This window comes from Sphingomonas hylomeconis, from assembly GCF_025370105.1.
GTDB lineage: Bacteria > Pseudomonadota > Alphaproteobacteria > Sphingomonadales > Sphingomonadaceae > Sphingomonas > Sphingomonas hylomeconis.
Map to the genome: position 1 here is coordinate 274,410 of NZ_JANQBK010000005.1, position 23,612 is coordinate 298,021.

Consider the following 23,612-nt stretch of genomic DNA (forward strand, 5'->3'; position numbering starts at 1 on the left):
CCGGTGACGGCGATCGGGCGACGGCTGAGCTTCCGTGTCGGCACGCAGCGCTTCGCGCTCCCGCTCGAGCGCGTCCGCGAAGTGGCACGTCGACCGGTGCTGACGCGCGTCCCGCTGGCACCCGACAGCCTGGCCGGGCTTGCCAATCTGCGCGGCACGGTGCTGCCGATCGTTTCGCTCGCGACGCTGATCGACGAGGCGGCGAGCGCCGCCAGCTGGGTGATCGTGCTCGATCGCGCCGATCCGCTCGGCCTGCTGGTCGATATGGTCGCTGCCCCCGGCACGGGCGACGACGCGGCCGCGCTCCTCGACCCCGATGCGCTGCTCGAGCCCATCTTCGGCGCGCCGCGCGCGATCGACCGCACGCTCGGCATCGGCACGGTGATCGAGCGCGCACCGACCGCCGAAGCGGCGCGGGTCGTGCTGCTCGGTTTTCTCGCCGCCGGGCAGGAATTCGCCCTGCCGCTCGACCGGATCGACCGCGTCATGCGCCTGCCCGACGCCATCACCTTGCTGCCCGATGCCGACGCGGTCGTGGTGGGCACGATCGCGCTGCACGGCCAGCTGCTGCCGTTGCTCGCGCTCGATCGCCTGCTCGGCCTGCCGCGCGGCACGGCGAGCGCCGGCAGACAGCGGGTCGTCGTGGTGCGGATCGGCACGCGGCAGATCGGGCTCATGGTAGACGGGGTGCGCGCGATCCTGCGCGTCGATCCGGCGGCGATCGACGCGCTCCCGGCGGCGCTCGCGCGCGGCGACGGCGGCGAGGCACGCGTGCAGGCGATCTGCCGGCTCGATGACGGGCAGCGGCTGGTTTCGGTGCTCGCTGCCGACCAGTTGCTGCACGCCGATCTGCCCCTGGCGCCGCAGCCTGCCGAGGAGACCATCATGACCGGTGACGATCGCGACGACAGCGAACAATTCCTGCTTTTCCAGCTTGGCGGGCAGCAGTTCGGCCTGCCGATCGGCGTGGTCAGCGAAGTCACCGCCCTGCCCGCCACGCTCACCGCATTGCCGCGCGCGCCGGCCTTCGTCGAAGGCGTGATGAACCTGCGCGGGCAGATCGTGCCGGTGATCGATCAGCATCGCCGCTTCCTCGGCGTCGCCGCCAGCGGCCCACGCCGCCGCGTGGTGGTGGTTGCGCTCGACGGGACGCTTGCCGGCTTCGTCGTCGATACGGTGTCGGATGTCGTGCGCCTGCCGCGCGCCGCGATCCAGCCCGCGCCCGAGCTCGGCGCGGACGAGACGCGCGTGTTCGATCGCATCGCCACGCCGGACGACGGCGCGGCGATGATCCTGATCGTGTCGCCCGGCGAACTGCTCGATCGCGCCGAACGCGACCTGATTGCGGCGATGGGCGGGCGGGCGACGGCATGATCCGGCTGTTGGTCGTCGACGATTCCGCGCTGATGCGCCGGCTGCTCGGCGATCTGTTCGCCGCCGCGGGCTTCACGGTGGCGGTGGCGCGCAGCGGCGAGGAGGCGATCGCGCAGGTACACGCTTTCCAGCCGCAGGTGATCACGCTCGACATCCATATGCCCGGCATGGACGGACTCGCCTGCCTCGACCGGATCATGCTCGAGCGTCCGACCCCGGTGGTAATGGTCTCCGCGCTGACCGCGCAGGGCGCCGACGAGACGCTCGAAGCGATGGCGCTGGGCGCGGTCGATTTCATCGCCAAGCCGGCCGGCGCGATGTCGCTGGTGATCGACCAGCTCGCGCCGCTGCTGATCGACAAGGTGCGCGCGGCAGCGGGTGCGCGGCTGCCGCGCGCGCGGCGGCTGGCGGAGCGGATCCGGCTGCAGCATGCGCGCCGCGAGAGCCCCGCCGCAGCGCTGCCGTCGACCGCCTCGGCCGCCGACGGCGTCGTCCTGGTCGGCTGCTCGACCGGCGGGCCACCCGCGCTCGAAACACTGCTCGCCGCGCTGCCGGGCGACTTCCCCTGGCCGATCGTCGTCGCGCAGCACATGCCAGCGTCGTTTACCGGCCCGCTCGCCCGGCGGCTCGACCGGCTGTGCGCGCTGAACGTCAGCGAGGTCGCCCGCGCGACGCCGATCGCGCCCGGCCGTGCCTATATCGGCCGCGGGGACGCCGATCTCATCCTCGCCCGCCGCGCCACCGGCATCGTCGCGATGGCCGCGCCGAGCAGCCCCGATTTCCACTGGCATCCCAGCGTCGATCGGCTCGTCGCCAGCGCCGCAACGCTGTACGGGCCCGATCGGGTCGTCGGCGTGTTGATGACCGGAATGGGGGCCGACGGAGCGGACGAGATGACCAAGCTGAAGACGCGCGGCAGTCATGTCATCGCCGAAGCGGAGGAGAGCGCGATCGTCTGGGGCATGCCTGGCGCCTTGGTGCGCAGCGGCGGCGCCACCACGATCGTCCCGCTAGATCGCATCGCGCCCGCGCTCGTCGCCCAGCTGGTCCGACGATGACCGACACCGCGCCGGCCGCGCGTGCGCCCGCCATTCTCTCGGCCGACGACCTCGAGCGCGTCTCGCGGCTGATCTATCGCCACACCGGCATGACGTTCGGCGAGAGCAAGCGCTATTATATCGAACGCCGCATCGCCGATCGCATCGCGCGGACCGGCGCGCGCGACGTCCGCGCCTATCTCGCGCTCGCCGATACCGGGGCGGAGGCCGAGCAGATCGTCAACGCCTTCACCGTCAACGAAACCTATTTCTACCGCGAGGAGCACCAGCTTGCGGCGCTCAGCAACGCGATCCTGCCCGAGATCGTCCGGCAGCGCCGCCCCGGCGATCTCGTGCGCATCTGGTCGATGCCCTGCTCGACCGGCGAGGAACCCTATTCGATCGCGCTCTGGCTGCTGGAGAACTGGCCGCTGGTCGATGCGTACAACATCGAGATCGTCGGTTCGGACATCGACACGGCGGCCGTCGCCAGGGCCGCGGCCGGGCGCTTCAACGCCCGCTCGCTGGCGCGCCTGCCCGATGCGGTGCGCGAGGCCTATTTCGAACCCGAGCAGCGCCATAGCCGCAAGATCATCGATGATCTGCGCGAATCCGTGCACTTCACCGCCGCCAACCTCGTCGATCCCGCCAGCGTCGCCGCGCAGGGCAAGTTCGATGTCGTCCTGTGCCGCAACCTGCTGATCTATTTCGACGATGCATCGCGCGCGGCGGCCGCGGCGAACCTCTACGACTGCCTCAATCCCGGCGGCTATCTCTGCCTCGGCCACAGCGAATCCATGGCGCGGATCAGCGATCGCTTCACGCTGGTGCGGCTGGACGACGCGATCGTCTATCGCAAGCCGTGATGGACGATCTGCTGCCCCATTTCCTGGTCGAGGCGCGCGAGCTGATCGCGCAGGCCGAGGACGATCTTACCGCCCTGGCGCGGGACGGCGGCGACGGCGCGGCGATGGACAGCGCGTTCCGTGCGATCCACACGCTGAAGGGCTCGGTCGCGATCTTCGATATGGCCGCCGCCGGGCGGGCGCTGCACGCGGCGGAAGATCTGCTCGAGCGCATGCGCGCGGGCACCAAGACGCTGACCGCGGCTGACCTCGCGACGTTGGTCGCGCTGATCGACCAGACCGACACCTGGATCGACGCGATGGCGCAGCATGGCGCGCTGCCCGACAGCGCCGACGCGGCGGCCGACGCGCTGATCGCGGGGATGGCGGGGATGGCGGGCGGCAGCGACGCGCCGGCGGCGATCGATCCCACGGCGCCCGCGCCGTGGCTTGAGGCGCTGCTCGCGGCGCATGCGCACGCGCTGGGGGACGGCGCACTGGTCGCGTTCCGCTACCGGCCCGACGGCGATTGCTTTTTCCGCGGGGACGATCCGCTGGCGATCGTCGCCGCGATTGCCGATCTCCGCGTGCTGGAGATCATGCCGGCCACGGACTGGCCGGCGCTGGACGCGCTCACGCCGTTCGATTGTATGGTCACGCTTACCGGCATCAGCGGGGCGCCGCTGGCCGAGCTGCGCCGCGCCTTGCGCTTCGTCATCGATCAGGTCGAGATCGTCGCCGTCGCGCCGCCCGCCCCGGCCCGGCCTCCGCTGAGCACCGCGCCCGCGGCCCCGGCGCCGCCGCGCGCCGCGCCGCTCCGGGTCGATGGCGCGCGGATCGACGCCCTAGCCGACGGGGTCGGCGAACTGATCGTCGCCAACAATGCCCTGGCCCATCTGGCCGACGAGATCGCGCGCACCGAGCCGCGGGTTGCAGCGCGGATCCGCGCGGCGCACGCCACGCTCGCGCGCGCCGTCGGCGATCTCGGCCGCGCGGTGAGCGACGTGCGCATGGTCGCGATCGGACCGAGCCTCAGACGGCTGCCGCGGCTCGTGCGCGAGATCGCCGACGCGCTCGGCAAGAGCGTGACGCTGGAGATTGCCGGCGAGCAGACCGAGATCGACAAATCCATCGCCGACGACTTGTTCGAGCCGCTGCTGCACATCGTGCGCAATGCGCTCGATCACGGGATCGAACCTCCCGAAACGCGGCGCCAGGCCGGCAAGCCAGACCATGGCCGGCTTACCGTTGCCGCGCGGCGCGAGGGCGATGCGGTGGTGATCGAGATCGCCGATGACGGCGCCGGGATCGATTCGGCCCGGCTGCGCGCGGTGGCGGTGGCGCGCGGCGTGCTGGCCCGCGAGGCCGCCGACGCGCTCGACGACGCGCAGGCGTTGCGGCTGATCTTCGCGCCGGGCTTCTCCACTGCCAGCGCGGTCACCGCCATCTCCGGCCGCGGCGTCGGCATGGACGCAGTGCTCACGGTGGTGGAACGGCTCGGCGGCCGGGTCGATATCAGCAGCATCGTCGGCCAGGGCAGCGCGATCCGGCTGCGCCTGCCGCTCGATGCGATCCTGACCCGGCTGCTGATCGTGCGCTGCGGGGAGGAACGCTACGGCATACCGCTTGATAGCATCCTGGAGACCGCCAGCGTGCCCAGCGCGCGGATCGTGCCGGTCGGGTCGGGCCGCGCCTGCGTGCTGCGCGATCGCACCGTGGCGGTGCTCAGCCTTGCCGCCCTGCTCGGCGGCAAGGAGCCTACGACGCCGCCCGAACCGGTGTCCGTTACCAAATTGCTCGTCACGCAGACCGAGGTCGAGCCGGTCGGCATCATCGTCGATGGCTTCGGCGCACGGATCGATGGTCTGGTCCGCCCCAAAGCGGGGTTGCTGGCCCATATTCCTGGCGTGGCCGGCACCACCCTGCTCGGCGACGGCAGCGTGTTGCTGGTGCTCGATCTGCCGGTGCTCATCGCATGACGGTGCGGCTGGATACCGGCGTGGTCCGGCTGGACGGCGATTGTGCCGTCGAGGATGCCGAGACGTTGCTGGCGCTGCTCCTCGATCAGCCGGCTGCGGCGATCGATCTGGCGCAGTGCACGCGGCTGCATCTCGCCGTCGTGCAGGTGCTGCTCGCCGCCCGTCGCCCGATCGCTGCGCCGCCCGGCGATCCCTTCCTGCGCGATTTCATCGTGCCGGTGCTGGCGCGGTCACCGGAATGAAAGGCCGCTACCGGTAGCGGCGTGAATGTTCTATGGACGAAACGACCGGTCCGTCTGACCGGCTGTACCGGAGTATTCAATGCCTCTCACCGTTATGATCGTCGATGATAGCAAGCTGGCCCGGATCGTCGCCGCCAAAGCACTGAACGAATTGCAGCCCGAATGGCAGCGGGTCGAGGCCAATAGTGCGGAACAGGCGCATGCGCTGCTCGCGACCCAGCAGATCGATCTGGCGCTGATCGATTTCAACATGAGCGAGAAGGACGGACTGGTCTTCGCCGCCGAGCTCCGCGCGCTGCATCCCGACATGCCGTTGGCGATCATCACCGCCAATGTGCAGGATGAGGTGATCGCGCGCGCACGCGCGGTCGGCGCGGCGTTCGTGCCCAAGCCGGTGACCGCAGACGGGCTGAAGGGGTTCGTCTCCGGAGCCGCCTTGCGATTGCGCACCAAGCAATGATCCCGGACGCGGTCGCGCTGAGCGAACTCGAAACCGATGCGCTGACCGAGATCGTCAATATCGGCGTCAGCCGCGCCGCGTCCAACCTGCGCAAGATGGTCGGTGCGCAGGTCCATCTGTCCGTTCCGGCGATCGAAGTGGTCACGCAGCGCCGCGCCGCGCGGCTGATCGGCGAGCGCGAGATCGCCGAGCTCGTTGCGGTCCGGCAGGATTTCGACGGCCCGTTTTGCGGCCGCGCGCTGCTCATCTTCCCCGAATCGAACAGTCTTGAGCTGGTCCGCGCGGTTACCGGCGACGCGCTCAGCGCCCAGGAAGTGCTCGACATCGAGGGCGAGGCCCTTGCCGAGACCGGCAACGTGATTCTCAACAGCTGCCTGGCGACGATGGCCAACATGCTGCAGCGTTCGCTATCGATGACCATCCCGGAAGTGCTGCGCGGCGACGGCGCCAAATTGTTCGACGTGTGGGAGGGATCGCCGTCCGACGGTCTGGTGCTGTTCCTGTATATCGACTTCGCGATCCGCGAACGTGACATCCGCGGCTATATCGCGATGCTGATGGATCTGCCCTCGCTCAACGCGCTCAAGCTGTTGCTCGACGAATTCATTGTCCGGGTCGTCGGTACCGATGGTTGATACGCCGGTCGACGGCGAGAACGCCGACGAACGGCTGCGCGCGGTGCTGGCCGCCGCCGGCGCCAGCGGCACGTGGGACTGGGATGTGCCCGGCAAGCGGCTGTATTTCGACGAACGCTTCGCCGAGCTGTACGGGCTGACGGCGCAGGCCGGCCGCGAGGGCGTGCCGACCGGGACCTTCTTTGCGGCGATCCACGCCGAGGATCGCGCCAGGATGAAGATCGCCGTCGCCGGCATTCTTGGCGGTGCGGAAGTCTTCTCGAAGGAATTCCGCGTCGAAACCGGCGACGGCACGGTGCGCTGGATGCACGGCCGCGGCCAGGGCCATCTGGATGCGCAGGACGCGCCGGTCCGCTTCACCGGCCTGCTGATCGACGTGACCGAGCGCAAGCGCACCGAGGAACGGCTGCGCATCGCACAGAGCGCCGGCGGGGTCGGCACATTCGAATATGTCGATGGGTTCGCCACCGCTACCGTTTCGACCGAATTCTGCAAATTGCTCGGGCTGCACCCGGCACGGACGCTGCCGGTGCGCACGATCAACAGCCTGATCTGCCCGGGCGAACCCCCGATCATTCCCGAGGCCGACCAGCACGGCGTAGGTGGTATCGAACCGCTGCACGGCGAGTTCCGCATCCGCCGCAGCGACGATGGCGCAGAGCGCTGGGTCGCGCGGCGCGGCGAAATCCAGCGCGACAGTGCGACCGCCGGCTATCGATTTACCGGCGTGCTCTACGACGTCACCGCGGCCAAGCGGGCCGAGGCGCGGTTGCAGGAACTCAACGACACGCTCGAGGCGCGCGTGCGGGCCGAGATCGCCGAACGCCGCCAGGCAGAGGATGCGCTGCGTCAGGCCCAGAAGATGGAAGCGGTGGGCCAACTGACCGGCGGGATCGCGCACGACTTCAACAATCTGCTGACGATCATCATCGGCAATATCGATACCGTCACCCGGCGCCTGGGGTCGGCCGTGGATCCGCGCGTGCGCCGCTCGCTCGACAATGCCCAGAAGGGCGCCGAGCGCGCCGCGGCGTTGACGCAGCGCCTGCTTGCCTTCTCGCGCCTGCAACCGCTGGATCCCAAGCCGACCGATGTCGCGCGGCTGCTCGGCGGGATGGCGGATCTGCTGACCCGCTCGATCACCGAGGCGATCGCGATCGACGTCCGCACCGATCCCGGGCTCTGGACGATCGAGGTCGATCCCAACCAGCTCGAAAACGCCATCCTCAATCTGGCGGTCAATGCGCGCGACGCGATGCCGCGCGGCGGCGACCTGACGATCCAGGCGCGCAACCTGGTGATCGAGCCATCGGCCAGCCTGCCCTCCTATGTCGCCCCCGGCGCCTATGTCGCGATCGTGGTAATCGATACCGGCATCGGCATGTCGCCCGACACCGCGACCAAGGTGTTCGATCCGTTCTTCACCACCAAGGATGTCGGCAAGGGCACGGGGCTCGGCCTGTCGATGGTCTATGGCTTCGTCAAGCAATCGGGCGGCCATATCGAGATCCAGTCCGATCTCGGCGCCGGAACGACGATCAGCATCTATCTGCCACGATCGATGACGGTGGCGGATCAGCCGGCGCCGGACGGCAGCGTGGCGATCGACCCGGGCAACCGCTCGGAGACGATCCTGGTGGTCGAGGATGACGAGGATGTGCGGACCTATACGGTCGAAATCCTGCGCGAGCTTGGCTACCGCGTCGTCGAGGCGCCGGACGGGCCGACCGCGCTGCGCACGATCGTCGCCGGCGAACCGGCGATCGATCTGCTGCTTACCGATGTGGTGATGCCCGAAATGTCGGGCAGCGAGCTGGCCGAACAGGCCCGCATCCTGCAACCCTCGCTCAGGATCCTCTACACATCGGGCTATACGCGCGACGCGATCGTGCGCGATGGGCGGCTCGAACCGGGGCTCGACCTGTTGCCCAAACCGTTCACCTATGTGTCGCTGGCCGCCAAGGTCCGCGAACTGCTCGATTGAAGGGAGCGATCGGCCCGCTCAGTTAAGCCGGATCCCGAGCCAGAATGTCTGCGGCGTGCCGAGATCGATCGACCCCGCCTGATTGCGCGTCACGACGCGTGCGTCGAAGGCATTTTCGACGCGACCGACGATCAAGACGTGCCGGGATACCGGCACGCGCGCCGCACCATCCACGGTCAGCGCCGCGGGCAGCACGTCCGTCTCGAGATCGTCCTCGAACTGTCTGCCGACATAGCGCATCGTGCCCGACAGCGACCAGCGCGGCGCCGGCGCCCAGCCGAGGGTCGCGCTGGCCGCATGACGCGGGCTTTGCGCCGGGGTGAAGCCGTGGAGCGCACCGGCATCCGCGACATGCGCGTCGCTATAGGCGTAGGATGCGTCGAGCGAGACTTGGCCGTGCGCATATCCGGCGGTCAGTTCGATCCCCTTGGCAATTACCGCGTCGACGTTGCGACGCTGGCGCAGGTTGCTGGCAATGGTGACATTGGCGATCGCGCCTGCCAGCCGGTTGTAAAAGACGGTGACGCCGATCCGGGCGCCTGGCGCCGGGGTGAGATCGACCCCGCCCTCGACCCCGCGCAGCTTTTCCAGGCCAAGATCGGCATTGGCCTGGGTGGTGACCGGGAACACGACGAACGGCCGGTACAGTTCGTTAAGGGTCGGCAGGCGGAAGCCGGTATAGCCGGCCATGCGCACTGCGATGGCGTCGCTCGCCCTGAACAAGGCGCCAGCCCGGCCGGTCGCCTCGGTACCAGCGCGATCGGCATAGCGGCGGCTGCCCGCGGCCAGCACGTTCCTGGCATCGCGCTCGCGGTAGAAGCCGTCACTGATGGTCCAGCGGTCCGCGCGCACGCCGCTGGTCAGCACCAGCCGGCCGATCGTCCAGTCATCCTCGACGAACAGCCCGGCGGTGCTGGTCCTGCCCCCGGCGTTGCGTCGCGCCGTCACCAGGCCGGTCGCCGTACTATAGGCGTCCTCGAACAATTCGCCTTCCGCCAGCCGCGCGTCGATGCCGATGCGCAGCACATGGTCCGGCCCAACCGGCGGACGCAGCTCGATCTTGCCGCCGATGCCGGTGGACGGCGTGTTGCGCTGATCGAGCGTGAGGCGGAAGTTGCTCGAGCTGACCACGCGATTACTGAAATTGCGCGCCTGGACATAGGCCAGCGCGTCGATCTTCCAGGCGCCGCGATGCACCAGCCGCGCGCTGGCGTCCGCGCCCTCGGAGGAGCTGTCGGCGCCCCGGAAGCGCAACGTGCGATTGTCGCCGAACAGCAGCCCGCGAAATTGCAGTTCGGTTTGGGCATCGAGCGGCGCGACCGTGCGCAGGCCGGCTGACCAGTCACGATAGCGCGCGCGCGACGTCGCGGCGACGCGCTGCTCGCGCGGCGTGGTGAAGAAGCCGTCGCCGCGCTCGAACCGGCCCGAGATCGTGGCATAGCCGCCGCCCAGATCGGGCGACACCGCCCCCGAAACGCTCATCGCATCGTTGCTGCCATAGAAGGCGCTGCCGGACACCGTCGGCAGATCGGACCGCGTCGCGCTGACCAGATCGACCGTTCCCGCCACGGCGCCCGCGCCGAATGCCCCCGCCCCGCCGCCGCGCGTGATCCGCACGCCGGACAGACGGTCGCCGGACAAGGCGGTGAACGGGATATAGCCGAAAAAGGGATCGGCCAGCGGCACGCCGTCGAGCAGCACCAACGCTCGGCTCGAGGCATTGCCGCCCAGCGCGCGCAGCGTGACGCCTTGCGCGGAAGGGTTGGCCGAGCGGCTGTCCGAGCGGCGGAATTCCTGGAAGCCGGCGACGTCCTTGAGCACGTTTTCGACGCGGTCGGACGCCTCGTCGACCAGCCGCGCGCGATCGATGATCGCCGCGCCATAGGCCGGCGTGCCCGGCGGAAGCGGCAGGCCGCTGCCCAGGACGATGATGTCCTCCTGCGGCGGGGCCGGCATGTCCTGCGCGAAGGCGGGCACGGGCAGGATCAGGGCGATCGACGGCAGGGCAAGGCGACGCATGGCGGACGGAGACTTTCAAGACGCGGGCACAGGGGAGATCCGAGCCAGCCCCTTAGCCCCAAATCGCGCTCAGTCCCGCAAAATCGCGTGGCGCTGCGCCGAGGCACGCCGGCCGCTGCACGGCCGGCTCAGTGCGCCGCCGCCTCGTGCACCCCGATCCCGGTCTCGGAGCGCAGCCGCTGCGCGGGATAAGCGGCCTTGTCGAGTGCCGCGCGGGGCGATCGATCGAGCACCGAGATCAGCCAGATCGCCAGGAAGCCGGCCGGCACCGAGAACAGCGCCGGCGAACTGTACGGGAAGATCGCCTGATTGAACCCAAACACCGCGACCCAGATCACCGGCGACAGCACGGTCAGCCCGAACGCCGCGAGCAACCCGATAGCCCCGCCCCACGCCGCCCCGTTGGTGGTGCAGCCCTTCCACAGCAGCGACATGACCAGCACCGGGAAATTGCCCGAGGCGGCCAGGGCGAAGGCCAGGCTAACCATGAACGCCACGTTCTGCTTCTCGAACACCACGCCGAGGATGATCGCCGAGATGCCAAGCAGGATCGTGGTGATGCGCGACACACGCAGCTCCTTCGTCGGATCGGCGGCTCCTTTGCGCAGCACGCTGGCATAGATGTCGTGGCTGATCGCCGAGGCGGCCGACAGCGTCAGCCCGGCGACCACTGCGAGGATGGTGGCGAACGCGACGGCCGAGATGAAGCCGAGGAACAGGTTGCCCCCGATCGCATGCGCGAGGTGCATCACCGCCATGTTGTTGCCGCCGCGCAGGGCGCCCGCCGCATCGACATACTCCGGATTGAACGAGATCATCACGATCGCGCCGAAGCCGAGGATGAAGGTCAGCGCGTAGAAATAGCCGATCCACACCGTTGCCCACATGATCGATTTGCGCGCCTCGCGCGCGTCCGGCACGGTGAAGAAGCGCATCAGGATGTGCGGCAGCCCGGCGGTGCCGAGCATCAGCGCGAAGCCGAACGACAAGGCCGAGATCGGATCCTTGATGAATCCGCCCGGCCCCATGATCGCGCGGCCCTTCGCCGCGGCATCGCCCGCAGACAGGCCGCTTTCGAGCGCGAGCTTGGTCTTCACCGCGACGGCCTTGGCGAACAGCGCCTCGAACGAGAAGCCGACATGCGCCATCACGCCGACCACCAGGAAGGTCGCGCCGCACAGCAGCATCACCGCCTTGATGATCTGCACCCAGGAGGTCGCGCGCATCCCGCCGAACAGGACATAGACCATCATCAGCCCGCCGACGGCGATGATCGCATAGAGATAGGGCAGGCCGAACAGGAGCTGGATCAACTGCCCCGCGCCGACCATCTGCGCGATGAGGTAGAAGGACACGACGAACAACGTACTGATCGCCGAAAAACTGCGCACCGGGCCCTGCAGGAAGCGATAGGAGGCGACATCGGCGAAGGTGAACCGCCCGAGGTTGCGGAGCTTTTCGGCGACCAGAAACAGCACGATCGGCCAGCCGACGAGGAAACCGATGGCATAGATCAGCCCGTCATAGCCATCGTTGAAGATCTGCGAGGTGATGCCGAGGAACGACGCCGCCGAGCAATAATCCCCCGCCATCGCGAGGCCGTTCTGGAACCCGGTGATCCCGCCCCCGGTATAGAAATCCGAAACCGTGCGCGTGCGCCGCGCCGCCGCGCCGGTGATCCACAGCGTGATCGCGACGAACCCGCCGAACATCAGGATCGCGGTCCAGTTGGTCGGCTGGCGCTGCACCGCGCCGGCGATCGCGGCATTGGCGCCGGTCGCCCAGCCGAGCAGCAGCAAGAGGCCGGCGCTGCGCACCAGGCTGCGCGTCACGAGCGCAGGCTCGTCAGCAGATCGGCCAGCCGCGCGTCATATTCGCCATTGGCGCGGCGGACATAGACCGCGCAGATCGCCACGGTGCCGATCAGCATCGCCGCGCCCAGCACCACCGCCAGGCTGACCGTGCCGCCGCCGATCGGCCGCGCCATCAATGGCTTATCGAACGCGATCAGCGAGATGAAACCGCTATAGACGGCCACGGTGATCGCGGTCAGCAGCCAGGAAAAGCGCTGCCGGTCGCGCACTAATGCAGCATAGCGCGGGTCGGCGGCGATGCGCGCTTCGAGCGCGCTGTGATCGGGTGCGGGGGTCGACATCCCCCCTCATCGGCGAGGATGCCGGCCTTGGCAACGCCCGCCGCGCCGAATTGCTAGCGCACGAAGCTCAGCGTCGAAACGTGCATCACGCTCGCCACGGCCTGCCCGCCGAGCGTGGCCGGCTTGTCCTCGGTGTGCGTCGCGCCGACGATGTAGCGCCCCCGCCCCTGCTGCGGCAGATCGATCCGCCCGGTCGCATCGGTGACGAACGCCTTCTGCCAGCGATCGGGCGTGATCACCGTCAGCTTCGCCCCAGGCAGCGGCTGGCCGCGGAACAGCAAGGTGACGCGATCGCTGCCGGCAGCCACCGGCACCAGTTCGAGATCCAGCGCGTGGCTGGGCTCGGTGCGCCCGGCGCGGGCGTAATAGATCGCGCCCTGCCAGGCCTCGCCGGACTTCCACGGCGCGAACACCGCATCGTCGCGTACCCGTATGTCGCCGCGCCCCGCCACCGCCACCGCGATATGGTTGGCCCGGCGTACCAGTGGCGCGGCCGGCCCCTCGACCCCGACCAGTTGCGGCTTCTGCAGGTGATGGAATTCCGGATCGCCCGCCGCGGGCACCACGTCGCCCGGTTCGCCGAGATAGATGCGCGCCGGCCCGCTGGCGTCGCGCTCGATCCAGACTTCGTGCGCCGTGGCCGGCATTGCCACCACGGTGGCCAGTGCCGCCCATAAGGTCGTCATCTTCATCATCGATCTCCTGCTCTGTGCTTGCTCGAAGGACGGGACGAGGCCCGGTTGAGGCGGGCGACGACCAACGCCGCCGCCACGGTGAGATGGCCGCACCAGGTGATCGCACCGTAGGCCGCGCCGAGCCCGGCGAGATCGACCGCCAGTGCAAGCAGCAACGCTGCACCACCGGCGAGGCGCAAGCGGAAGCCGGCTGCATCGCCGAGCAGGCGCCCGACGACCATGCGCTGATGGCGCGGCATCGCGGCACACAGGCTGGCGAACCCGGTGATGCACAATGCGATGGCGATAAGGTGCGTCATGCCGTCGCCATTGCCCGCGCCGCCCGGCGCGCGCGGCGCGACGATATCGCCTTGGCATGTGCGGCCTTGCGCGCAGCGAACCCGAACCCGACGGCCAGCGTGATCATGGCGAGATCGAACGCGACGAACAGCCAATCGCCCGACAGCAACCCAGTGAGTAGATTGCGTGGCACGGTTACGGCGTTGACGATCGGCACCGCGGCGAACAGCAGCGCTGCGGCGGCCAGGCTTTCGATCCAGGCGCGGCGCTCGGGCCGGGCGATCGCCCAGACCAAGGTCGCGCCCCAGACGATGAACAGACAGTGGATTTCCCAGGCCGCGCGCTGCTCCATGACCAGCGGCAAGAGCCGGTTGGCGAGGAAATAGCCGGCGATCCCGGCGGGTAGCCCGGCGATCGCCGCGATGTTCAACCGGGCGACCAGGCGAAACCCGAACGGCGGATGCGCTGGATCGGGCAGTTTGGCGCGGCGCTTGGCCGTCCATAGCACCAGCCCGCTGCCGACCATCACCGCGCCGGCCACGCCGGACAGGAAATACAGCCAGCGCAGGCCCCATCCGGCAAAGCGGCCGGCGTGCAGCCCGATCATTACAGCCTGTGTCGCCATCGCGCCGCCGGTTGCCCCGCTCTGGTCGAGCAGCGCGCCGGTCGCGCCGGAAAAGATCAGCGTGTCGCCGCTCGATCCGATCGCACTCCCCGGCGCGCGCGTCAGCGTGACGAGCGCGCTGCGGTCGCCGGGATTGGTCACGCGCACCGATCCAACGCCCGCGCCATCCCAGCGCGCGGCTGCAGCCGCCATCAACGGCGCAATCGGCACCAGGGGCGCAGCGACGCCGGCGCGCTCGACCGGCTTGCCGGCCGGAAACACCTCGTTGAAGAAGGTGCCGGGCGATGCATAATTGGCGATCACGCCGAAGGGCATGAGCTGCGTCGCCAGCGTCACCAGCCCGGTATAGGTGATCATCAGATAGAAGGGCAGTGCGAACACCGCCGTGACATTGTGCGCGTCGAGCCAGCTGCGCTGCCCCTTGCCGAAGCGCAGCATGAAGAAATCGGCGAAGATCTTCTTGTGCGTGACGATGCCCGAGAGGATCGCGATCAGCATGAACATGCTGGCGATGCCGACGAGATAGCGCGCCCACAGCACGGGCATGTAATGCAGGTCGAAATGGAAGCGGTAGAGGAACCAGCCGCCCTTGGTGTCGCGCACCGTGACGGGGCGGCCATAGCCGTCCACGATCGCGCTGGTGTCGCCACGCTGGCGCGTGCCGCGCGCGGCAATCTCATCCTTGCCCGGCTGCCAGAACAGATCGGCGGTCGGCGTGCGGGCGGACGGCGGCGCGATGTACCAGATATCGGCATTGGGCGCCGTCGCCTGGAGATAGCCGATCGCCGCCTGCGTCGCGGCCGCGCGATCGGGATTGGCATGGACTTCGGGCTTCATCCAGCGGCCGATCTCGTCCTGGAAATAGGCCGCCGTACCGGTCACGAACATCGCGAACAGCAGCCAGCCGCACAGCAGCCCGGCCCAGGTGTGCAGCCACGCCATCGACTGGCGGAACCCCTGTCTCATGCCCGCCCACCGAGCTGGACCGACAGTGCGAGCGCGGCGCCAAGCAGCACGATCGCGCCGCTCATCCACAGCCAGGCACGCAGCGTCGATCGCGCGTAGAAGATCGCCATCGCGATCACCGGAAAGATCGCGAACGAGAGCAGCGTCGCCGCGATGCTCGCCTCGACCCGCGCCAATGGCAGGTGCCGCGCGAGCAGACCGGTGACGATCGCGGTCAGCGCGTAATTGAACGGGATCGCGAGCAGCGCGCGGCTCATGACGATCAGGCGATAACGTCGCTCAGGAACTGCCTTGGCGGCCATACGGAAGCGTCCGATCTGGTCTTCGAGGAGAGTCGGCGTGCCCGGCGCAGCGGCGCCAGGCACGGCCGGGGCATCGCTCAGAAACGATAATTGGCGCTGATCGTGAAATTGCGCGGGGCGCCGTAACGATACTGATCAAAGAAGCCGACCTGGCTGTAAAAGGTCTTGTCGAACAGGTTTTCGAGATTGGCCTGCAGCTGGAGCCGCTCGGTCAGCGCAACGCGCGTCATCAGGCTGACCAGGGCATAGCCCTTCTGTTCGAAGTTGAACGGCACCGGGTTGGTCAGCGTGGACAGGACCGGGTTGGTGCTCGCCGTATAGGCCTTGCTGCGATAGTTGACGCCGCCGCCCACCGTCACGCGGTCGAGCGCGCCCGGCAGCGTATAGGTGGTGAACAGCTTGAGCAGCCGGCGCGGCTGATCGGTGTTCGCGGCCACGTCGTCGCGATCCTCCGCCTTGAACTGGCTGTAGCCGAAATTGACGTTCCAGCCCGGCAACGGCCGGCCGGTCACTTCGAGCTCGAAGCCCTGGCTGGTGACGCCCTGCGCGGCGCGATAGGTCTGCTGCGGCAGGCCGTTGGGCGGCGTGATAACGATATCGTTCTGCGCGACATTGTCCTGCTCGATCCGGAACAGCGCCACCGAGGTCTGCAGCGCCTCGTTGAAGAACGCGCTCTTCAGGCCGATCTCATAAGCCTTGCCGTCGAGCGGCGCGAGCAGATCGAGATTGCGGTCGCGCGCGTTCTGCGGCTGGAAGATCTTGGTGAAGCTGCCGTACAGACGATGGTTCGGCGTGATGTCGTACAGCGCGCCGACATAGGGGATGAATTCGTTCTTGTTGCCGTAATCGGTCGTCACGCCGAATTGCACGCCGTTAATGTTCCAGCTCGCCAGGCGCCCGCCGCCGATGATCTTCAGGCTATCCGAAACGTTCAAGCGCACCGCGCCGTAATAGCCTTCCTGCTTGATCTTGGTCTTCTCGCCGACCGACGCAGTGGTCGAGAAGCCGGGATAGGGATAGGTCGTGCCGCCGGATTGCTCGAAATTGGTGCCGGGCGGGAAGCTCAGCGCCGCGAAAGTCGAGGTATCGCGGTCCTGGCTGCTGGTCAGCGCGCCGAGCACGATCTCGTGATCGCGCCCGAACAGCTTGACCAGGCCCTTGATCTGGCCGTCGAAGCTGTTCTGCACGTTATTGCCCTCGTCCTTGTACGGGAAGGCATATTGGATCTGCCCCGTGGCGCGATCGACCGTGCCGGAGAGATAGAGCAATTCGGTCTGCTGCGCGTTCCGGACGCGGTTGTAATTGGCGACGATGCTCCAGCGATCGTTAAAATCGTGGCGGATCGTGGCGAAGATGTTCTGGTTGGTCGTGTTCCAATGCGTCCAGGGCGCCGCCGGCGTCTTCGATCGCGGCCAGTTGGTCAGGCTGCCGTCGCTGTAGAAGGTCGGCAGCGCACCCCAGGTCGCGCCGTCGGGCTGCGCCTCCTGATGGCTCATGCCGACGCGCAGCAGCGTATTGTCGGTCACATCCGCGTCGATCACGCCGTACAACACGAACTTCTTGTTCTTGTAGAGATCGATATAGCTGTTGCCCTGCTCGTAACGCCCGACCGCGCGGACGCGGACGCGGCCGTCCGCCGTGATCGCGCCGCCGACATCGCCCGACAGGCGCACCGTGTCCCAGCTGCCATAGCTGGCATTGGCGTAGCCGCCCCAATCCGTGGCGTCGGCATGCTTGCGCACCAGATTGACCGAGGCGGAGGGATCGCCTGCGCCGCTCAGCAGCCCGGTCGCGCCGCGCACGATCTCGACGCGCTCGAAGATCGACACGTCGATATTGGTCTCGCCCGCACCGCCGGCCAGCGTCCAGTTGGTCGGCACGCCGTCGAGCTGCGTGTTGCGGATCTCGAAGCCGCGCGCATAGAAATTGTTGCGCACGTCGTCGACCTCGTTGACCGTCACGCCCACGCCGTTCTGGATGACGTCGGCGATGCTGATTAGGTTCTGGTCGAGAATGCGCTGCGCGGTGATGATGCTGACCGATTGCGGCGTCTCGCGCACCGTCAGGCCAAGCCCCGTCGCGGTGTCGATCTTGTCAGGGATCGTATAGCGCCCCTCGACCACGACATCGTCCTGCGGCTGCGCGTCATCGGCCGTCTGTGCGGCGGCCGGAACGGCGAGAAGAGCGAGCGCGCTGCCCAGCAGAAGCGAATATTTGGTCATGTAAGAACCCCAAAATGAAGGCGATGCGCCGGCCGCTCGAGCGGCTTCCTGATCCGCCACATCGGTGAGGGTCAGTTAGCGATATTGTGAATTAGTCGCAATAGCTGTTTTGCATCGCAGGGTGGAACGTCTGGTGCCAATCCGCGTCTAGTGCCGATGAAGGGGCGGCAAATGCGATGAAGATCGCGACGTATAACGTGAACGGGGTGAACGGCCGGCTGCCGGTGCTGCTGCGCTGGCTAGCCGAGGCGCAGCCGGACGTCGTGTGCCTGCAGGAGTTGAAGGCGCCGCAGGACAAGTTCCCGGAATCCGCGATCCGGGACCTGGGCTATGACGCGATCTGGCATGGTCAGAAGAGCTGGAACGGGGTCGCGCTGCTCAGCCGGGTCGGCGAGATCCACGAGACGCGGCGCGGGCTGCCCGGCGATCCCGATCCCGCGCAGAGCCGCTATATCGAGGCGGCGATCAACGGCGTGCTGATCGCCGGCCTGTATCTGCCCAACGGCAATCCCCGCCCCGGCCCCAAGTTCGAGTACAAGATTGCCTGGTTCGAGGCGCTGATCGATCATGCCGCAACCTTGCTGGCGACCGGCGCCCCGGTCGTGCTCGCTGGCGATTTCAACGTGATGCCGACCGAGGCCGACGTCTACAAGCCGGAGCGCTGGCACGACGATGCGCTGTTCGCCCCCGAGATCCGCGCCGCCTTCGCCCGGCTGGTCGCGCAGGGCTGGACCGATGCGCTGCGCACGATCCATCCCGACGAGACGATCTACACCTTCTGGGACTATTTCCGGAACGCTTATGGCCGCAATGCCGGGCTGCGCATCGATCATCTGCTGCTCAGCCCGGCGCTCGCGCCGCGCCTCGCCGATGCGCAGGTCGACCGGGAGGTTCGCGGCTGGGACAAGACCAGCGATCACGCGCCGACCTGGATCACGCTTGCCGATCCCAAGCCGCGCCGGGGCAAGCGCTGATCATGGCCCGGCGCAGCGCGGGGATCCTGCTCTATCGCACGCCGCAGCAGTCGCTCGAACTGCTGCTGGTGCACCCCGGCGGCCCCTTCTGGCGCCACCGCCACACCGGCGCCTGGCAGTTGCCCAAGGGCATGGTCGAGCCGGGCGAGGCAGACGAGGCGGCGGCGCGGCGCGAAGTGGCCGAGGAGCTCGGCGTGCGGATCGAAACGCCGCTGCTCAGCCTGGGCGAGGTACGCCAGTCCGGCGGCAAGATCGTCGTCGCGTTCGCGGCGGAGCGTGACGTCGATCCGGCGCTGGTGGTGAGCAACACGATCGAGATCGACTGGCCGCCGCGCAGCGGGCAGAAGATGACCATTCCCGAGGTCGACGAAGCCCGCTGGTTCGCCGTGGCAGAGGCGCGGCAGTGCATCCTGCCGAGCCAGGCGCCGCTGATCGACCGGCTCGTCGCAGCATTGGCGGCGACGGGGTGATCAGGATCGGCACCGCGGGCTGGTCGATCCCCCGGGAGGCAGCCCCCGCCTTCCCCGGCAGCGGCACGCATCGCGAGCGCTACGCCGCGGTGCTCAACGCGGCGGAGATCAATTCCACCTTCTACCGCTCGCACCGGCCCGCGACCTACCAGCGCTGGGCAGCCAGCGTTCCCGCCGACTTCGCCTTCGCGGTTAAAATCCCCAAGGCAATATCGCACACCGCCCGGCTGGCCGGCGCGGCGCCGCTGCTCGACGCCTTCGTGCGTGAGATCGCCGGGCTCGGCGACGCGCTGAGGGTCGTGCTGCTGCAGCTTCCCCCCAGCTTCGGCTATCACGAGCCAACCGCCCTCACCTTCTTCACGGCGCTGCGCGGCCGGCTGTCGGACGCGGTACAGATCGCCTGCGAACCGCGCCACGCGAGCTGGTTCGCCGCCGATGCGGAGGCGGCGCTAGCCGATCGCCGCGTCGCGCGGGTCGCGGCCGACCCGGCGATCGCCCCGGGCGGCGACCGGCCCGGCGGCTGGACCGGATTGCGCTATCGCCGCCTCCACGGCGCGCCACGCACCTATTATTCGCCCTATGATGCGGCTGATCTCGCCGCACTGGCGATGTCGTTCGCCAAAGAGGACGGCGACCAGGCATCATCTTGGTGCATCTTCGACAATACTGCGTCGGGCGCGGCGGCGCCCAATGCCGTGGCGCTCCGGTCGCTGCTCGGCTCGTCCTAAACCGCGCAAATCAAGCGCTTGCGCCGTTGCGCGACGCCCGGCCGCCGCATACGACGTCGCGACAGGACCGATACAGGCAATAGGGGATCGAGATGCGCAACACGGTGACGGCGGTTATCGCAAGCATGATGGTGTTGACGCCGGGCTGGGCGCAGACCGCGCCCCCGGTGCAGACCCAGGTGCCGCCCACCCAGGCGCCGGAAAACGAAGTGATCAATCCGGATCAGCCCGCGCCGAAGCCTGTGTCGCCGCCGGCCCCCGCCGCCGCGCCCGTGGCGGCCCGGCCGGCCGATGCCAAGCCTCCGAAATGGGACGTCAATGCCCCCCCCGGCATGGTCACCCGGCAGGTGCCGATCGCGGTCAGCGAAGGCACCTGGATGAATGTCGACGTCTCGCGCGACGGCCGCACGCTCGCCTTCGACCTGCTCGGCGACATCTACACGATGCCGATCGCCGGCGGCACGCCGCGCCGCATTGCCGAGGGGCTGGCCTATGAACAGCAGCCGCGCTTCTCGCCCGATGGCACGCGCATCGCCTTCGTCTCCGATCGTGGCGGTGGCGACAATATCTGGATCATGAACCTCGACGGCAGCGACAAGCGCCAGCTGACCAAGGAGGATTTCCGCCTGCTCAACCAGCCGAGCTGGAGCCCGGACGGCCGTTTCATCGTCGCCAAGAAGCATTTCACCACCGGGCGCTCGCTCGGCACCGGCGAGGTATGGCTGTATCACGTCTCGGGCGGCGGCGGCGTGCAATTGGTCAAGCGCGCGAGCGAGGAATTGCAGAAGGAGCTGGGCGAGCCGATCTACGCACCCGACGGCAAGAGCGTCTATTACACCCGCAACGTCACGCCCGGCCCGATCTTCGAATATGCGCAGGATTCGTATGGCGACCTGTTCAATATCGAACGGTACGACATGATCAGCGGCGAGGTCAGCACGGCGGTGTCCGGCGTCGGCGGATCGGTGCGGCCGACCCCGTCGCCAGACGGCAAGAAGATCGCGTTCGTACGGCGCGAGGCGGGGCGCTCGAAACTGTACGTCAAGGATCTGGCGGCGGGCACCGAGCGCAAGATCTACGACGCGCTCGACCGCGACGTGCAGGAAACCTGGGCGGTGACCGGTGTGTATCCCAACATGGCATGGACCCCGGATAACGACAGCATCGTGATCTGGGCCGGCGGCAAGATCCGCCGCGTGGCGGCCGATGGTTCGGGCGCGCGCGAAATTCCGTTCAGCGTCAACGACACGCGCGTGGTGATCGATGCGGTGCATCCGCAGATCCCGGTGGCGCCGGCGACCTTCGCCACCAAGATGCCGCGCTGGGCGAGCCTGTCGCCCGATGGCCGGACCGTGCTGTTCGAGACGCTCGGCAAATTATGGCTCAAGCCGGTCGCGGGTGGCGCACCGCGGCGCTTGACGCGCGGCACCGAGAGCGACTTCGAATTGTGGCCGTCCTGGTCGCGCGACGGGCGATCGATCGTGTTCGTCGGCTGGAGCGATGCGGGGCTCGGCCAGATCCGCACCGTCGCGGCGACCGGCGGCACGCCGCGTGCCGTGACGGCAAATGCCGGTCATTACAGCGTGCCCCGCTTCGCCCCGGACGGACGCACGATCGTCTACCAGAGCAATCAGGGCGGCCCGCTCACCGCGGCACGCGGCAGCGAAAATCCGGGCATCTATCGTATCGCCGCGACCGGCGGCGCGCCGACGCGCATCGCCCGGGACGGCAGCACGCCGCAATTCGGCGCGGATGGCGGCCGCGTGTTCTTCCTCGGTCGCGACAAGGGCAAGCGGCAGCTGGTCAGCACCGATCTCAACGGCCAGGCCAAGCGCGTCCACGCCACCGGCGAACTGGTCAACGATTTCCAGGTCTCGTCGGACGGCCGCAACCTCGCGTTCCGGCAGAATTACGAGGCGTTCGTGATGCCGCTGATGCCGGGCACGCAGGACGTGGCGGTCGACATCAAGAAGGGCGCGCTGCCCGTTACGCGCGTGAGCAGTCAGGGCGCGAGTTTCATCGGCTGGTCGCAGAACGGCACGCGGCTCAACTGGTCGCTCGGGCCCACTTTCTATACGGTGGAAACGGATGCGCTGTTCAAGCAGGCGCCTGCACTGGACGACGAAGACAAGGTCGCGAAGTTCGTGCCACCGGCGACCGGCCTGTCGCTGTCGATGGACATCACCGCCGACCGGCCGACGCGCACCGTCGCGCTGACCGGCGCGCGGCTCGTCACCATGGCGGGGCAGAATGGCGGGATCGTCGACGACGGCGTGATCGTGATCCGCGGCGATCGCATCGCCGCGATCGGCCCGCGCGCCGCCGTGGCGATTCCGGCCGGCGCGACGATCGTCGATCTGGCGGGCAAGACGATCATGCCCGGGATGGTCGATGCGCATGCGCATGGCGCGCAGGCCGAGGACGATCTGATCCCGCAGCAGAACTGGTCGGCGATGCTCAACCTCGCCATGGGCACGACAACGATCCACGATCCCTCGTCCAGCGCCTCGGAAATCTTCGTCGCTGCGGAGCTGCAGCGTGCCGGCAAGATCATCGCCCCGCGGATCTTTTCGACCGGGGAAGTGATCTACGGCGCCAAATCGCCCGACGTCTATGCCGAGATCGACACGTATGAGGATGCGCTGGCCGATGTCCGCCGCCTGAAGGCGCAGGGCGCGTACAGCGTGAAGAACTACAACCAGCCGCGCCGCGAACAGCGCCAGATGGTCGTGGCCGCAGCGCAGGCCGAAAATATGGAAGTCGTGCCCGAGGGCGGCTCGCTCTATTCCCTGGACATCAGCCTGATCCAGGACGGCAATGCCACGCTCGAGCACAATCTGCCGGCCGAGACCTTCTATGCCGACGTGCTCAGTATGTGGTCGCAGACCAAGACCAATTATACGCCGACGCTCGTTGTCGCCTATGGCGGCCTCGCTGGCGATCCGTACTGGCGGCAGCATATGGACGTGTGGAAGCACCCGATCGTGTCGCGCTACGAGCCGCCCGCGATGCTGCTCGCGCAGAACGGCCGGCGCACGATGGCGCCCGAGGAAGCGTTCGTCGACGACGAGACCGCGCGCGAGGCGAAGAAGCTCGCCGAACGCGGCGTGCAGGTCTCGATCGGCGCGCACGGCCAGCAATCCGGGCTGGGCTCGCATTGGGAGATGTGGTCGTTCGTACGCGGCGGCTATACCCCGCTGCAGGCACTGCGCGCCGCGACGATCGTGCCGGCGACCTCGCTCGGCTATGCCGCCGATATCGGGTCGCTCGAAGTCGGCAAGCTGGCCGATCTCGTCGTGCTCGATGCCGATCCGACGGTCGACATCCGCAACAGCGACAAGATCAACCGCGTTATGCTGGGCGGGCGGCTGTACGACCCGCTGACGCTGAACGAAGTCGCCACCGGCGATCACCGCCGCGCGCCATTGTGGTGGGAACAGGGCGGCAACGGCGCGGGCAGCCTGCCGGGCACGGACAGCGTCACCGGTGGGGACTGACCGGCCGCGTGCCGCGCCGGCCGATGCCGGCGCGGCACGGCGCGGGTGCTAGAAGAGGGTCGTCATGCCGTAAAACAGCGCGCCGACCGCGGCGGAGGCGGGGATCGTGATCAGCCACGCAACC

Annotated in this window: 20 protein-coding genes; 12 read left to right on the top strand and 8 right to left on the bottom strand. The window is 68.3% G+C overall.

Annotation, left to right across the window (positions count from 1 at the left end; genetic code table 11):
- Positions 1 to 3: 3 nt before the first annotated feature.
- The 8 genes from NV401_RS10170 to NV401_RS10205 all read left to right on the top strand — a co-directional run bounded on the left by NV401_RS10170 (position 4) and on the right by NV401_RS10205 (position 8,556).
- Positions 4 to 1,374 carry a chemotaxis protein CheW gene (locus NV401_RS10170; protein WP_261294302.1) on the top strand — a complete coding sequence of 457 codons (1,371 nt, stop codon included), beginning with the start codon at positions 4 to 6 and terminating at the stop codon, positions 1,372 to 1,374.
- Entirely contained in the window at positions 1,371 to 2,432 is a 1,062-nt protein-coding gene (gene cheB / locus NV401_RS10175; protein ID WP_261294303.1) for a chemotaxis-specific protein-glutamate methyltransferase CheB, read from the top strand. The genes NV401_RS10170 and cheB overlap by 4 nt, the downstream gene beginning before the upstream one ends.
- Positions 2,429 to 3,277: a CheR family methyltransferase gene (locus NV401_RS10180; RefSeq protein WP_261294304.1), complete on the top strand. Its 849-nt coding sequence runs from the start codon at positions 2,429 to 2,431 to the stop codon at positions 3,275 to 3,277. The genes cheB and NV401_RS10180 overlap by 4 nt, the downstream gene beginning before the upstream one ends.
- A complete protein-coding gene (locus tag NV401_RS10185) occupies positions 3,277 to 5,235 on the top strand; it encodes a chemotaxis protein CheA (RefSeq protein ID WP_261294305.1) in 1,959 nt (652 codons plus the stop codon). Before NV401_RS10180 ends, NV401_RS10185 begins: the two co-directional genes overlap by 1 nt.
- Positions 5,232 to 5,477 carry a hypothetical protein gene (locus tag NV401_RS10190; protein ID WP_261294306.1) on the top strand — a complete coding sequence of 82 codons (246 nt, stop codon included), beginning with the start codon at positions 5,232 to 5,234 and terminating at the stop codon, positions 5,475 to 5,477. The genes NV401_RS10185 and NV401_RS10190 overlap by 4 nt, the downstream gene beginning before the upstream one ends.
- 79 nt (positions 5,478 to 5,556) lie before the next feature.
- Positions 5,557 to 5,937 carry a response regulator gene (locus NV401_RS10195; RefSeq protein WP_261294307.1) on the top strand — a complete coding sequence of 127 codons (381 nt, stop codon included), beginning with the start codon at positions 5,557 to 5,559 and terminating at the stop codon, positions 5,935 to 5,937.
- On the top strand, positions 5,934 to 6,572 hold the full coding sequence (locus tag NV401_RS10200) for a chemotaxis protein CheC (protein ID WP_261294308.1): 639 nt from the start codon (positions 5,934 to 5,936) through the stop codon (positions 6,570 to 6,572). Before NV401_RS10195 ends, NV401_RS10200 begins: the two co-directional genes overlap by 4 nt.
- Positions 6,565 to 8,556, top strand: coding sequence for a hybrid sensor histidine kinase/response regulator (locus tag NV401_RS10205; protein WP_261294309.1), 1,992 nt, complete (start codon positions 6,565 to 6,567; stop codon positions 8,554 to 8,556). Before NV401_RS10200 ends, NV401_RS10205 begins: the two co-directional genes overlap by 8 nt.
- Positions 8,557 to 8,574: 18 nt before the next feature.
- Here the strand turns inward: NV401_RS10205 and NV401_RS10210 are convergent, their stop codons facing one another.
- The 8 genes from NV401_RS10210 to NV401_RS10245 all read right to left on the bottom strand — a co-directional run bounded on the left by NV401_RS10210 (position 8,575) and on the right by NV401_RS10245 (position 17,819).
- Positions 8,575 to 10,575: a TonB-dependent receptor gene (locus NV401_RS10210; protein WP_261294310.1), complete on the bottom strand. Its 2,001-nt coding sequence runs from the start codon at positions 10,573 to 10,575 to the stop codon at positions 8,575 to 8,577.
- Positions 10,576 to 10,703: 128 nt separating this feature from the next.
- Positions 10,704 to 12,407, bottom strand: a complete 1,704-nt coding sequence (locus tag NV401_RS10215) for a cation acetate symporter (protein WP_261294311.1) — start codon at positions 12,405 to 12,407, stop codon at positions 10,704 to 10,706.
- Complete coding sequence (locus NV401_RS10220) at positions 12,404 to 12,730, bottom strand: DUF485 domain-containing protein (RefSeq protein WP_261294312.1); 327 nt, start codon at positions 12,728 to 12,730, stop codon at positions 12,404 to 12,406. Before NV401_RS10220 ends, NV401_RS10215 begins: the two co-directional genes overlap by 4 nt.
- Before the next feature lie 53 nt (positions 12,731 to 12,783).
- Positions 12,784 to 13,422, bottom strand: a complete 639-nt coding sequence (locus NV401_RS10225) for a DUF4198 domain-containing protein (protein ID WP_261294313.1) — start codon at positions 13,420 to 13,422, stop codon at positions 12,784 to 12,786.
- Positions 13,422 to 13,724, bottom strand: coding sequence for a DUF3325 domain-containing protein (locus tag NV401_RS10230; protein ID WP_261294314.1), 303 nt, complete (start codon positions 13,722 to 13,724; stop codon positions 13,422 to 13,424). Before NV401_RS10230 ends, NV401_RS10225 begins: the two co-directional genes overlap by 1 nt.
- Entirely contained in the window at positions 13,721 to 15,295 is a 1,575-nt protein-coding gene (locus NV401_RS10235) for a PepSY-associated TM helix domain-containing protein (RefSeq protein ID WP_261294315.1), read from the bottom strand. The genes NV401_RS10230 and NV401_RS10235 overlap by 4 nt, the downstream gene beginning before the upstream one ends.
- Entirely contained in the window at positions 15,292 to 15,660 is a 369-nt protein-coding gene (locus tag NV401_RS10240; RefSeq protein WP_261294316.1) for a hypothetical protein, read from the bottom strand. Before NV401_RS10240 ends, NV401_RS10235 begins: the two co-directional genes overlap by 4 nt.
- A gap of 14 nt (positions 15,661 to 15,674) precedes the next feature.
- Positions 15,675 to 17,819, bottom strand: coding sequence for a TonB-dependent siderophore receptor (locus tag NV401_RS10245; protein ID WP_261294317.1), 2,145 nt, complete (start codon positions 17,817 to 17,819; stop codon positions 15,675 to 15,677).
- Positions 17,820 to 17,995: 176 nt separating this feature from the next.
- Between NV401_RS10245 and xth the strand changes: the two genes are divergently transcribed.
- The 4 genes from xth to NV401_RS10265 all read left to right on the top strand — a co-directional run bounded on the left by xth (position 17,996) and on the right by NV401_RS10265 (position 23,488).
- A complete protein-coding gene (xth, locus tag NV401_RS10250; protein ID WP_261294318.1) occupies positions 17,996 to 18,793 on the top strand; it encodes an exodeoxyribonuclease III in 798 nt (265 codons plus the stop codon).
- 2 nt (positions 18,794 to 18,795) lie between these two features.
- Positions 18,796 to 19,263 carry an NUDIX domain-containing protein gene (locus tag NV401_RS10255; RefSeq protein ID WP_261294319.1) on the top strand — a complete coding sequence of 156 codons (468 nt, stop codon included), beginning with the start codon at positions 18,796 to 18,798 and terminating at the stop codon, positions 19,261 to 19,263.
- Positions 19,260 to 19,991 (top strand): DUF72 domain-containing protein, encoded by a 732-nt coding sequence (locus NV401_RS10260; RefSeq protein WP_261294320.1) that lies wholly within the window; start codon positions 19,260 to 19,262, stop codon positions 19,989 to 19,991. Before NV401_RS10255 ends, NV401_RS10260 begins: the two co-directional genes overlap by 4 nt.
- Before the next feature lie 125 nt (positions 19,992 to 20,116).
- On the top strand, positions 20,117 to 23,488 hold the full coding sequence (locus NV401_RS10265) for an amidohydrolase family protein (RefSeq protein ID WP_380816933.1): 3,372 nt from the start codon (positions 20,117 to 20,119) through the stop codon (positions 23,486 to 23,488).
- The last annotated feature ends 124 nt before the right edge of the window (positions 23,489 to 23,612 follow it).

Coding starts and splice junctions, on each gene's coding strand:
- cheB (WP_261294303.1), top strand. CDS start 1,371: ATGATCCGGCTGTTGGTCGTCGACGATTCCGCGCTGATGCGCCGGCTG.
- NV401_RS10180 (WP_261294304.1), top strand. CDS start 2,429: ATGACCGACACCGCGCCGGCCGCGCGTGCGCCCGCCATTCTCTCGGCC.
- NV401_RS10185 (WP_261294305.1), top strand. CDS start 3,277: ATGGACGATCTGCTGCCCCATTTCCTGGTCGAGGCGCGCGAGCTGATC.
- NV401_RS10190 (WP_261294306.1), top strand. CDS start 5,232: ATGACGGTGCGGCTGGATACCGGCGTGGTCCGGCTGGACGGCGATTGT.
- NV401_RS10195 (WP_261294307.1), top strand. CDS start 5,557: ATGCCTCTCACCGTTATGATCGTCGATGATAGCAAGCTGGCCCGGATC.
- NV401_RS10200 (WP_261294308.1), top strand. CDS start 5,934: ATGATCCCGGACGCGGTCGCGCTGAGCGAACTCGAAACCGATGCGCTG.
- NV401_RS10205 (WP_261294309.1), top strand. CDS start 6,565: ATGGTTGATACGCCGGTCGACGGCGAGAACGCCGACGAACGGCTGCGC.
- NV401_RS10210 (WP_261294310.1), bottom strand. CDS start 10,575: ATGCGTCGCCTTGCCCTGCCGTCGATCGCCCTGATCCTGCCCGTGCCC.
- NV401_RS10220 (WP_261294312.1), bottom strand. CDS start 12,730: ATGTCGACCCCCGCACCCGATCACAGCGCGCTCGAAGCGCGCATCGCC.
- NV401_RS10225 (WP_261294313.1), bottom strand. CDS start 13,422: ATGAAGATGACGACCTTATGGGCGGCACTGGCCACCGTGGTGGCAATG.
- NV401_RS10230 (WP_261294314.1), bottom strand. CDS start 13,724: ATGACGCACCTTATCGCCATCGCATTGTGCATCACCGGGTTCGCCAGC.
- NV401_RS10235 (WP_261294315.1), bottom strand. CDS start 15,295: ATGAGACAGGGGTTCCGCCAGTCGATGGCGTGGCTGCACACCTGGGCC.
- NV401_RS10245 (WP_261294317.1), bottom strand. CDS start 17,819: ATGACCAAATATTCGCTTCTGCTGGGCAGCGCGCTCGCTCTTCTCGCC.
- xth (WP_261294318.1), top strand. CDS start 17,996: ATGAAGATCGCGACGTATAACGTGAACGGGGTGAACGGCCGGCTGCCG.
- NV401_RS10255 (WP_261294319.1), top strand. CDS start 18,796: ATGGCCCGGCGCAGCGCGGGGATCCTGCTCTATCGCACGCCGCAGCAG.
- NV401_RS10265 (WP_380816933.1), top strand. CDS start 20,117: ATGATGGTGTTGACGCCGGGCTGGGCGCAGACCGCGCCCCCGGTGCAG.